The organism is Acinetobacter sp. YH12255, from assembly GCF_013417355.1.
Classification (GTDB): domain Bacteria; phylum Pseudomonadota; class Gammaproteobacteria; order Pseudomonadales; family Moraxellaceae; genus Acinetobacter; species Acinetobacter pseudolwoffii.
Genome location: NZ_VPEC01000001.1, coordinates 96,913 through 108,865, shown reverse-complemented (window position 1 = coordinate 108,865; position 11,953 = coordinate 96,913). Strand labels below are relative to the sequence as shown.

Genomic DNA, 11,953 nt, shown 5'->3' with positions numbered 1-11,953 from the left:
CCATCTGAATGAGTGCTTTGGTCTTAGTCCAAGACTGAAATGGTCTATTTAGACTTAGAACAAGTTGCTAAAGAACTGTTTGATATGGTCGAGCATACGCGCGAAGAAACCCGCTTCTTCCACTGCATTCAAAGCCACAAGAGGTTTTTCTGAAATGACTTTACCATCCAGAGTCGCAACATATTTACCGACAACTTGCCCCGGTTGTAATGGTGCAGTCAGTTTCGGTTGAACCACCAGCTGGGTTTTAATCGCATTGGCCTGACCTTTAGGCATGGTCACATTAAAGTTTTCAGCAAGTCCGATTTGAACTTCATCTTCCTTACCAAACCAGACTTTGGCTTTAGCAAGTACCTGTTTAGCTGGTTGAACATTTTTGGTTTCGAAGTTCGCATAACCCCAAGCCAGCAATTCACGTGTCTGCGTTGCACGTTCCTGCATGGTAGGTGCACCAAAAATAACTGAAATCAAGCGAGTAGGGCCACGTTTAGACGACGTGGTCAAGCAATACCCTGCTTCATTGGTATGACCTGTTTTTAAGCCATCTACACTTGGGTCGGTATACAGCAGGGCATTACGGTTACCTTGCTTGATGCCATTAAAGGTAAATTCTTTTTCAGCATAAATCGGATAATACTTGGAACTGTCTTTAATGATGTGCTGTGCCAGCGTTGCCATATCTTTGGCAGTCGAATAATGACCTTCAGCAGGCATACCGGTTGAATTGATAAAGCTGGTATTGGTCATGCCAATACGTTTGGCTTCCTGATTCATCATATGTGCAAAGGTACCCTCGTTCCCTGCAATATGTTCAGCCATGGCCTTAGATGCATCATTACCCGATTGAATAATAATTCCGCGCAGCATTTCAAGTGCAGTGGCCGTACCGTTTAAAGGCACATACATACATGATTCCGCGCTACTACCGCGACACCATGCTGACTCATTCATGCGAACCTGTTCATCTTCAGTGAGTTCACCGCTCAATAGTTTTTGTTCGATGATGTAGCTGGTCATCATCTTGGTCATTGAAGCAGGGGCTAATTTTTCATTTTCATTTTTTGAAGCGAGAAGTTGCCCTGTCTCATAGTCCATTAGCACGTAGGATTTATTATTCAATTCTGGTGGTGCAGATAGGACAGTTGCTGCAAAGCTAAAACTAGGAACTAATAATAATGCAGCAAGGGCAGTTTTTTGGGTCATTTCTAGTGGGTTCCTATATCTTGATGTAAGCACGAAGAGCCTAGCATTTTAGGATAAAGCTAGGCGGACTTCTATGGGAAACCCGGTCTTATTTCAAAAGTATTGTAAGTAATCGGCAGAAAAGCAGGTTAATTGTTATAGGTGGTTAATTCATTACAAATCACCTGATTTTTTTTCTTGCCAGCTTTCTTGGCATCAGATTGTGCTTCAGCCAGAATACTGCGGAAATCGTTCTGTTGAACCATCTGGTTTAAGCTTGCAACCGGATTGCGCTGACCTGGCATATATTCAGTCACCAGCTTGGTATAGCCCTGATTGAACTGTGACTTGTCTTTAACCATGCTCGGGCAGATTTCTGAAAGAACATAAATCGCAGCCAGTTCCTGCTTGGTCACTTGCTGGGTTGGTGTGACATTGATATTTTCATTGGCTGCAAATGCAGAGGTGCCTAAAAGAGTCGCGGCAGAAGCTGCACAAAGTGTCATGGCTTGAAGTAATGGATATTTCATTAAAAAACTCAAAAAATAGATTTAGAACAATAATTTGCCTAGCTTAAACTTATTTTTGAAATTGAAAAGTGGGAAAATGTAGCGAAGCTGTAGAATTATGAAGAAATCTGTAAGAGAAAATAAGACGATGTTTACACCGTCTTATTTGAAGATTTATCTAGCTTAGCCCTGGTAATCCAGAATCTCTTCGCATACGGTTTTTTGTTCGTCAGTACTGGTTTGTTTGGCACCCTGACGGGCTTCTTCCAGTAAAGATTTATATTCGCTATCTGCCTGTAGTTTTTGATAGCTCATGCCTTTATCTGAGTAGTCTGCAAGATAAGACTGGATGAGAGTCTGAATAATGCTGTCTAATTTTGCATTTTGGCCAATCATAGCCGGGCAAACCTCAGCCATGACTTGTGCCGATGCGATGTCTTCTTTCACAATGGTATTGTTTTCGTCAACAGTCAGCTCGCTCGCCATAACTGAAGGAGAGACAGATACTGCCAGGCTTAAAGCGAAAGCACTAAATAAAGAGAATTTTTTAATCATCTTGAGCCACATATTTTAAAGATGGATGTCGAGCAGTAAATATATATAATTCCAGCACTAATACAATTAAATGTCCTAACCAGTCATTTTTTAGCGCGACGAGATTTTTCAGTGAATATTTTAGTTTCAAATGATGATGGTGTGTTTGCACCGGGTATTCAGGCATTGGCACAGGCTCTAAAACCTTTAGGGAGAATTGTTATTGTAGCGCCAGAAAGTGAGCGCAGTGGTTACTCCAGTGCTTTGACTCTGGACCGACCTTTACGCCCGATTCAGATTTCTCCCGATGTCTGGGCTGTCAATGGTACTCCGGCAGATTGTGTTTATCTGGCTATGAACGGCCTGTTTGACTTTGAATTTGATCTGGTGGTCAGCGGTATTAATAGTGGTGCCAATCTGGGGGATGATGTCTTGTATTCCGGTACAGTCGGGGCAGCCTTTGAAGGTCGCTTAAGTAAACATCCTGCTATTGCGGTGTCATTGAGTGGGCCGAATGTACGCAGCTATCAACACCCTCAGGATTATCAGCTGGCTGCCAACTGGGTGCATGATTTTATTGCACGCGGTTTGCCGGTTCTTCCTGAGCGTCATATTTTCAATATCAATATTCCGGATATGGCTGAATTACAGGGTGAAAAAGTGACTTATCAAGGCCGCCGCCGTCAGTCGAAGCCCATCACCAGTCATGTTGACCCACGTGGTCGTCAGGTGTACTGGATTGGACTGTCTGGAGAAGCAGTAGCAGAACCCAAGCAAGGGTTGAGCGAGATTGACTCGGACTTCTTTGCTGTGGCCAATGGCTATGTCAGCATTACTCCGATTCAGATGGATGCCACCAACTATGAGGTTTTGCGGAATCTTCAAACACAATTGGCAGAAAATGCGTTCTCAGTGTTATAACTTTGTGAAAAACTCGCGATTGCAAGTATATTGCAGTAAAACTTTGCTAATCTTAACGGGATTTTGCAACCGTATAGATCTTAGAGAGGAAGATAATGTTCTTGGTGTTACCGAAATGTGTTGTTGCTTCGCCTGCAGCCCTGATTAAAACCCTAGTTTTATCAACCGTTGTTATTTCTACAGGAGTAATCACCGGTTGTGCAACCAAACCTCAAGTAAATAATGCGACGCGTTATGCGACAGCTCCTGATTTCTATACGGTACGTTCAGGAGATACATTGAGTGGGATCGCAGCACGTTATGGACTGAACTATATCAGTGTTGCCGAGATGAATGATATTGCTGCACCTTACCGGATTTATGTGGGACAGTCGATCCGCCTGAAAAATAATACCGTACGTCGCAGTACCAGCACGCAGGCAGTGACTCAGGCAGCCCCTATCCAGCGTCAAACGATTGCAGTACCAACACCGGCACCAGTTACACCAGCGACCACCGTGCAGACTACACCGCGTGTGAGCACGCCGGCGCCAATGACACCCGTCTCTACTGCCGCGGGTTTAGGTTGGGTAAAACCGTCTAATGGCCCAGTTTTGCAGCAGTATAATCTGGCATCTAATATCAAGGGCACACGCTATAGCGGCAATGTCGGTGATCCGGTGTTTGCAGCAGCAGACGGGCAGGTTGTTTATGCTGCAGATGGCCTGAAAGAATATGGCAATCTGGTGTTGGTGAAGCATATTAATGGCTATATTACGGCTTATGCCCATAACAGCAAACTGGATGTAAAAAGCGGACAGAATGTAAAAGCGGGGCAAAAAATTGCAGAAATGGGTTCAACTGGTACAACGCGAACCATGCTTGAATTTCAGGTGCGCTTAGACGGCAAACCGATTAATCCAACTACAGTTTTACCAAACAATTAAATAAATAATGCAAAACGTGAATTTCGCCGTATAATACAATAAGTTGCTTTTATCAAATGATGAGGCATCTCATAAGTTTAGAGGGAAATTTATGTTAGATCAACTTCGAGCAATGGGTGTTTTTGCTTGTGTTGTAGAAAAAAACTCGTTTAGCGGTGCTGCCCGTGAATTAGGGATTACGACCAGCGCCGTGAGTCAACAAATTCGCTCATTAGAACATGATATGGAAGTGGTACTTTTAAATCGTTCAACGAGAAAGTTAAGTTTGACGGAAGCGGGACAAGCTTTTTTCTACAGTTGCCAGGAAATGCTATCTGCTGCAGAGCGCGGTAAAGTCCGAATCAATGAATTACGCGATGATCTTGTGGGTGAACTGCGCATTGTTGCTTTGCCAGAATTGTGCGCGAATCATGTGATTCCTGCACTTTCTCACTGGATGTCCGCACATCGTGGCCTGGCAGTACATCTGGAAACCAATAATCATGAGGTTGATTTGTTCGATGGGCGTATCGATATCGCCTTAAGATTTGAACAGAAAAATGATGAGCACAATCTTCAGGTGGTGCCATTGATGCAGATTGAGCAAATTCTGGTGGCGACACCGAGTTATATTAATCAGAGCACCATTATTTCACGTCCTGATGATCTTAAAAATCATGATGTGCTGCCTTTGACCCATATCAAAAATCATCAGTATTTCCAGTTTCAAAATGTCAATACTGCAGAAAAAGCCGATTTTGAATTGAAATCCCGTTTCAGTACCAATAATGGTCTGGTGGCAAAATCGATGTGCTTGCAGGGCAATGGGATTGCCAAGATTTTATATCTCGATGCGAAAAAAGACTTACTGAATGGCACTTTGGTTGAAGTTTTGCCTGAATGGCGACTTCCACCGATTACACTATATGCAGTCATGCCGAAACGTGAGCAACAACCGACAAAAATTCTTCGTTGCCTAGATACATTGAAACAATATTTTGACCAGATTTCTGGTGGGCGTATTTTACAAGCCGCATCATAAGATACAGAATATAAAAAAGCCGCTTTCAAGCGGCTTTTTTGTTTTTAAGCGCAGGGTTTAGGCCAAAAAAGCGTTGATCATTTTCACTAAACGCTCAATCAGCTGATCAGCCTGTTCCTGAGTAATGTTCAGGGTAGGCAACAGGCGAACCACATTACCGGCAGTCACATTGATGATGGTTTTGTATTCATCACGTGCAATTGCGACCAGCTCAGTACATTCTTTCGGTAATTCAATTCCGATCATCAGACCGAAACCACGCACGCTCACATTTTGATCGGCCAGTTTGTTGCGTAACTGATCCACGATATAAGCGCCTTTTTCCGCAGCATTGGCGACGATATTTTCTTTTTGCATAATATCGAGAATGGTGTAGACCACACGTGAACCCAAAGCTGTACCACTATAAGTCGAACCATGATTACCGGCAGTTAGTACACCTACACCACGACCTTGAGTCATGACGGCGCCAATCGGGAAACCATTACCCAAGCCTTTGGCTGTGGTCAGTACATCAGGAATAATGCTGGTGTGCTGATAAGCAAAATATTTGCCCGTACGGCCATTCCCGGTTTGCACTTCGTCTAGCATCATCAACCAGTTGTGCTGGTTACAGATTTGACGAATCTCTTCAAGATAGCTGAAACCTTGAGGTGCGGTATTTACACCACCTTCACCCTGAATGGGCTCAACTAAAATGGCTACAATATCCGGATGATGAAGCGCTGCCTCTTCAATCGCTTCGAGATCACCAAAAGGTACACGAATAAAACCTTCGACCAGCGGGCCAAAGCCTTCCTGAACTTTTTTATTGCCTGTTGCAGAAAGGGTGGCCATGGTACGGCCATGGAAAGAACGATCCGCCACAATAATTTTGGGTGAAGCAATGCCTTGCATATGACCGAATTTACGTGCAATTTTGATTGCACCTTCATTTGATTCTGCGCCACTGTTGGAGAAGAATACTTCTTCCATACCCGCGACTTCGGCCAGTTTTTGTGCTGCAGCAGTTTGCCAAGGCACTTCAAACAGGTTGCTGGTATGAATCAAGGTCGCAGCCTGATCAGCAATTGCTTCGGCAATGACTGGATGCGCATGACCCAGACCACATACTGCAATTCCGGTTAATGCATCTAAATACTCTGTACCATCTTCGGTATAAAGATATGCACCTCGTCCTCGGACAAAGCTGATCGGTTGACGGCCAAATACAGGCATCAAGTGAGAAGGTTGATCAGTTTGTACCGGTGCGAGGGTAATATTATTCATGACTAACTCTTAACTGTTAGGTGGAAAGAAAAACTTATATAAGCAAAAACCCGCTCAGATTTAAAGGGTAATTGTAAATAAAATTGGAATTATTGCTTTAGACATACTGTTTTGTCTGGATTTGGGTATAATGCCAGACAGATGAGTTGAGGATTTATCAATGACTGAACAAGCACGCGATACCGAAGCGTTAATTCGTGACCAAATTGCTAAACATGCAGTACTTCTTTATATGAAAGGCACACCGCAATTTCCACAATGTGGTTTTTCTGCACGTGCAGTAGAAGCACTCAGTCAGATTGGTCGTCCGTTTGCTTATGTAAACATTCTGGAAAATCAGGACATTCGTGCGATGTTACCACAAATCGCCAATTGGCCGACATTTCCACAGCTTTGGATCAATGGTGAATTGATCGGTGGTAGCGATATCATGCTCGACATGTTCCAAAAAGGCGAATTAAAGCCTTTGGTTGAACAGTACAGCCCGGCAGCTGATGCTTAATTAAATTAAGATTTAAATCAAGCCAGATGTTAAAAAAGCGCTTCATTGAGAAGCGCTTTTTTATTGCTATTTTAAAGATAGAGCAACGACCGGATTAATCTTCTGTTGCTGCATTTGGCTTTTGGGCTATTGCATGACCTGCTTCAAGTTCAGTGTGTGGCTCAACAATTTGCTTCTTGTCTTTTTTCTTCTTCTTCTTTTTTTTCTTTTTCTTCGGTAATTCGACCAGCTCACCACCATCTTCAATCGCTTGCCAGTAATCCAGCTGTGCCATCACCGCGGCATAGATTGAATTTTTGCTATAGCGACCTTTTTTATCCAAGGTGCCGACCGGACGCGCCATCAGGATTTCCAGCGCCTGATCAATGGTATCAATCGCATGAATATGGAACTGACCTTCTTCGACAGCAATGGTGACATCTTTACGCAGCATCAGATGCTGCATATTCTGACGTGGAATAATCACGCCTTGTTTGCCGGTCAGACCTTGCAGCTTGCAGGCATCAAAGAAACCTTCAATTTTGGCATTGACACCGCCCACTGGCTGTACTTGTCCCAACTGGTTCATAGAGCCGGTAATGGCCCAGGATTGATCAATCGGTAACTGGCTAATCGCAGAGAGCAGGGCAGACAGTTCTGCGACTGTGGCACTGTCACCATCGACCTGACCATAGCTTTGTTCAAAGGCCAGCGCAGCAGAGAAGTGCAGGGTCTGTTCACGACCAAAATGTGCTTTCAGGAAAGACGACATCAATAACACGCCTTTGGCATGCAAGGAGCCACCGAGTTCCACACTGCGCTCAATGTCGAGAATGTCACCACCCCCTTGATACACCGAAGCAGTCAGACGTGAAGGAAGGCCAAATTCGACATCGGCATAATGAATTACCGACAAAGCATTAATCTGTCCCAGACGATGGCCACGGGTTTCGATTAGCTGTGTACCACGGGTCAGATCCTGCCAGTACAACTCACGTAAATAGCCTAAGCGATATTTGCGATGATCGAGTGCGGTATTGATATGTTTTTCCGAGACCATCTTGTCACCGGCCTGAAAGGCATGATGATGCGCTTCACGAATCAGGTCACCCAAGGTCAGGGCATGTAATGATAATGAACTTTGGTCTTCGGCCTGACGGCTGGAATCTGTGAGCAGTGCAGCCAAAGCAGAACGGTCAAAAGGCAATAATTTATCCGATTGCACATAGTCGGCAATCAGCTGCATATAGGCCTGCTCGTTGTCGTCATTACGTTGTAATGTATCGGTAAAATCAGCACGGATTTTAAAGATGCTGCCCAGCTCCGGTTCAAGCTCTAGAATTTCATAATAAATTTCAGGCTCGGCCAGCAAGATCACTTTAATGTTCAATGGAATCGATGCCGGTTCAATTGAAATACTGCCGGTTAGCGTGATCATATGCTCAAGTGAAGACAGTTTTAAATGCCCGGATTTAAGCGCACGCTTCAAACCTTGCCATGCATAAGGCTGTTCCAGTAATTGTTCCGCTTCCAGCATCAGAAAGCCGCCATTGGCTTTATGCAACGTTCCCGGACGAATCAGGGTGAAGTCCGTGGTGATCGTGCCATTTTGGGTTAGCTGTTCCACATGACCAAGTAAATTGTAATGTGTTGGAAAATCTTCAAAGATGACTGGCGCACCGCTATTCGGCTTGTGGGTAATAATCACGTTGGCCTGATAACGTGCCGGTACGCGGCTGAATAGTGCCGGGGTGAAATCATCCTCTTCCTGTTCCAGCACGATTTCGACATTATTGATAATATCTTCGGCATAATATTTTAGATAATGTTCCAAGCCTTGCACATGTTTGAACTTGGATAAAATCTGTTCTACACGTGGCACCACCACCTGTTTGGCAATATCACGATTCAGAATCTGAACACGGTCGCGTGCATCATCTTCCAGATCACCCAGATGCAAACCCAGACGCTCCAGTTTTTTGTCCATATAGCGCATATTGGTCGCCAATTCGGCCCGATCCTGATTGCTCAGCGCATTCAGATCTTCCTGAGTCATTTCCTGTAATTTGTCATCAATCAGATGTATGGGAACAAAGCAGTGTTCATCGTGTCGCGAGATCAGTTTCAGATCGAGTTCTGCACCTTCTTTGGTGAGTTCAATCAGCGCCTGTTGCTGTTCATCGCCAGTTTCCTGGCGAATCATTTCAATGCGGTTGTGATAGGTTTCCGCAGTAAAACGGCGTTCGAGCTGTTTCAGAATGGTTTGCCAGCTTTGATTTAGCATGGCCTGAAATTTTGGACCTTGACCTGCGGGAAACTCCAATGCTATTGGCTGGCGCTGGTTTTGAAAGTTGTTGACGTAGACCCAGTCGTTTGGGGTTTCCATGGTTTTGGCATGCTGTTGCAGCAGGCGCTTCACCATGGTGCGTTTGCCCAAGCCAGCCGTACCCACGGCAAAAATATTATAGCCTGAATAAGGTAAGGCAATCCCTGCCTCGACCGAAGCCCGTGCGCGGTCTTGTCCCAAGAAATTATTCAGGGGCTTGATCCGTTTGGTCGACGCCGGAATTTTTTCTAGGTTTGGAATGTGCGTTAGTTGGGTGGATTTTAAGCGGGTATGCTCAAGGGTGTTGTGAATTTCGCTTTGTTCAAATGCCGAGATAAGTAAATCTGAGCGGATATTTTCTGGTGTTGTCGTATTGTTGCTGGCGATAGAAGAATTAATTTGATCGAGTCTCTGGGTCACTGTTGAAATCCAAAACGAAATATTACGTTGATAAGCGTTAAGGTATACAGATTTGCTTGGAAAATTCAAGCGAACATGTGGCTTTTGCCAGAAAATAAAAAATCGGAAATGTGATAAATATATAAATCTTGTTGAAAGATGCGCTATTACAGGATTGAATAGCAGCAATTGGTTTTTCCGCGGAAAATAATAAAGCAATGACAACACAAACGACGGGTTGGAAATCCGCATTTACAGCATTTTTAGATCGACGTGCCTTGATCATGCTGTTCTTGGGATTTTCGGCCGGTGTCCCGATTCTTCTGATTTTTTCCAGTCTGTCTTTATGGTTAGGTGAGGCCGGAATCAGCAAAAGTGCAGTCACTTTTTTTAGCTGGGCAGCATTGGGCTACTCGTTTAAATTCGTCTGGGCGCCGCTCATTGATGAACTGCCAGTGCCTTTTCTGACCAAGGCTCTGGGACGCCGTCGAGCCTGGTTGCTGATTGCACAGATTCTGATTGTCTGCGCCATTTCCATTATGGCTTTTTCTGATCCGGCTTTGGGCGTAACTCATTTACAGCAAATGGCGCTGGGTGCAGTCCTGTTAGGCTTTTCTGCTGCAACGCAGGATATTGTGATTGATGCCTACCGGATTGAACTGGCGGAAACCCAGATGCAGACCGTCTTGGCCGCGACCTATAATGCCGGTTACCGGATCGGGATGATCGTGGCGGGTGCTGGCGCCTTGTTTCTGGCCGCTTATTTGGGCACAGCCAAAGGCAACTATATCTACGATGCCTGGAAATGGACCTATCTGGCCATGGCCGCGGTAATGCTGGTCGGAATTGTCACCACGCTTTGCATTCGGGAACCGCAGGTTGACCGTGTGCCTAAACATTATCTGCGCAGTGATTATTTCCGTTTAGTCGCAGTGTTTTTTGTCGCAGTGATCAGCTTTGTACTGAGCTATATCTATTCAGGCAATCTGGTCGCCAGTATTACCGAACAGTTCACCATTCAAGATACTTTTGCCTTGTTCTGCTTTGAAGCCTTACGCTTTATTGGTTCTGGTGCGATTGCCTTTGCCATTGGTGCAAGCTTGGTGAAAATGGGTGCAGTCAACAAGCAGATGGCCTATGAAACCTGGGTTAATCCGGTTGCAGACTTCTTTAGGCGCTATGGCTTAAAACTGGCATTGGTGCTGTTGTTATTGATCGGTTTTTATCGGGTTTCCGATATCATCGCCGGGGTCATTTCCAACGTCTTCTATCAAGACCTGAATTTCAGTAAAGAGCAGATTGCCGAAGCGGTCAAAGTCTATGGGGTGATTTTCTCTTTAATTGGTGGTTTTCTCGGTGGTTTACTGGCCCAGAAAATGAACATCATGAAACTGATGTTTGTCGGTGCCGTGCTGGCCTGTTCCACCAACCTGATTTTTATTGGACTGGTCAAATCTGGTGAAAAACTGGCAGCTGTCGAAGTTAGGGTCGCTAATCAGGTTTATCAGGCCGATACCGATGAAGTCGGTTACTGGAAGCTGAATGTACCCAGTGATGTTTTAGCGCAGAGTAAGCAACTGCAAGTGACAGCCAGCTATCTAAATTCAGATCATGCTACTCAGCCTGTACAGGTCAGCATGCCGTATTTGACTGCACAACAGGGCAGCACCCAGTTACAGATTCTGCCAATCACCAGTGACAATACCCTCAATGTCGCTGAACAGGACAAGACCATTGTGGTACGTGGTCAATATGTCGGTGCAGCGCTGCAACCGAATCAAAAGATTGTTTTACAAATCAATGATCAGAATCTTGAGGCAAAATTAGAAAGTGAAGGCGTATTTACTGCCGCGATTCCTGCGCAGCAACTGATTCAGTCACCCGCACATATTGTCAGTGCAGTCCTGATGCAAGATAGCCAGGCGCTTCAGCAAACCACACATGTTTATCAGGTCAATGATCAGCTCATCCCTGGCCAGAATCTGGATGTCGATATTCAGCCTTTGGCGGTGATAGATGGCAGTAGTTCCGACATGATCGAAGTCAGTGGTAAGGTCATCAAACCTTATAGCGACAAGTGGCTTTATTTTGCCATTATTGTCGATAATCTGGCTGCCGGACTTGCGGGTGCTGCATTTATTGCATTCTTGTCGAGCCTGACCAGTGTGTCATTTACCGCAGTTCAATATGCGATTTTTAGCTCACTCATGACCCTGACTCCCAAGATTTTAGGCGGATATTCGGGTACTATAGTGACCAATATTGGTTATCCGAAATTCTTCCTCATGACCACGTTAATTGGGATTCCGATCCTGATTCTGGTGGTTTGGGTCGCAAAACTGCTCGGTGAACACCAACAACAATTTGTACAGAAGGATGATTAAT

At 44.8% G+C, this 11,953-nt stretch carries 10 protein-coding genes; 5 read left to right on the top strand and 5 right to left on the bottom strand.

Translation table 11 applies throughout. From position 1 onward, the window contains the following. Positions 1-54: 54 nt before the first annotated feature. The 3 genes from dacC to FTV30_RS00545 form a co-directional block, all read right to left on the bottom strand. Entirely contained in the window at positions 55-1,203 is a 1,149-nt protein-coding gene (gene dacC, locus FTV30_RS00555; protein WP_005096478.1) for a D-alanyl-D-alanine carboxypeptidase PBP5/6, read from the bottom strand. A gap of 128 nt (positions 1,204-1,331) precedes the next feature. Continuing rightward, the gene (locus FTV30_RS00550) at positions 1,332-1,712 is read right to left on the bottom strand and encodes an MCR_0457 family protein (protein WP_005096480.1); all 381 of its coding nucleotides are present in this window, start codon (positions 1,710-1,712) and stop codon (positions 1,332-1,334) included. A gap of 162 nt (positions 1,713-1,874) precedes the next feature. Next, entirely contained in the window at positions 1,875-2,246 is a 372-nt protein-coding gene (locus tag FTV30_RS00545; RefSeq protein WP_005096482.1) for an MCR_0457 family protein, read from the bottom strand. A 111-nt stretch (positions 2,247-2,357) separates the two neighbouring features. On the opposite strand from FTV30_RS00545, the gene surE reads away from it, so the two are divergent. From surE to FTV30_RS00530, 3 genes are all read left to right on the top strand, one after another. After that, positions 2,358-3,146 (top strand): 5'/3'-nucleotidase SurE, encoded by a 789-nt coding sequence (gene surE / locus FTV30_RS00540; protein WP_005096484.1) that lies wholly within the window; start codon positions 2,358-2,360, stop codon positions 3,144-3,146. 95 nt (positions 3,147-3,241) lie between these two features. After that, positions 3,242-4,072: a peptidoglycan DD-metalloendopeptidase family protein gene (locus FTV30_RS00535; protein WP_005096485.1), complete on the top strand. Its 831-nt coding sequence runs from the start codon at positions 3,242-3,244 to the stop codon at positions 4,070-4,072. Positions 4,073-4,163: 91 nt separating this feature from the next. Further along, entirely contained in the window at positions 4,164-5,093 is a 930-nt protein-coding gene (locus FTV30_RS00530; protein ID WP_005096486.1) for a LysR family transcriptional regulator, read from the top strand. A gap of 57 nt (positions 5,094-5,150) precedes the next feature. Here the strand turns inward: FTV30_RS00530 and FTV30_RS00525 are convergent, their stop codons facing one another. Continuing rightward, positions 5,151-6,362: an aspartate aminotransferase family protein gene (locus FTV30_RS00525; RefSeq protein ID WP_005171669.1), complete on the bottom strand. Its 1,212-nt coding sequence runs from the start codon at positions 6,360-6,362 to the stop codon at positions 5,151-5,153. A gap of 160 nt (positions 6,363-6,522) precedes the next feature. On the opposite strand from FTV30_RS00525, the gene grxD reads away from it, so the two are divergent. Then, positions 6,523-6,864 (top strand): Grx4 family monothiol glutaredoxin, encoded by a 342-nt coding sequence (gene grxD / locus FTV30_RS00520; protein WP_004279738.1) that lies wholly within the window; start codon positions 6,523-6,525, stop codon positions 6,862-6,864. Between the two features lie 94 nt (positions 6,865-6,958). On the opposite strand, the gene FTV30_RS00515 is transcribed toward grxD, so the two are convergent. Next, positions 6,959-9,589 carry an ATP-binding protein gene (locus tag FTV30_RS00515; RefSeq protein ID WP_180000814.1) on the bottom strand — a complete coding sequence of 877 codons (2,631 nt, stop codon included), beginning with the start codon at positions 9,587-9,589 and terminating at the stop codon, positions 6,959-6,961. A 197-nt stretch (positions 9,590-9,786) separates the two neighbouring features. Here FTV30_RS00515 and FTV30_RS00510 point away from each other — a divergent pair, with 197 nt between their 5' ends. Next, positions 9,787-11,952, top strand: coding sequence for an MFS transporter (locus FTV30_RS00510; protein WP_180000813.1), 2,166 nt, complete (start codon positions 9,787-9,789; stop codon positions 11,950-11,952). Position 11,953: the final 1 nt, after the last annotated feature.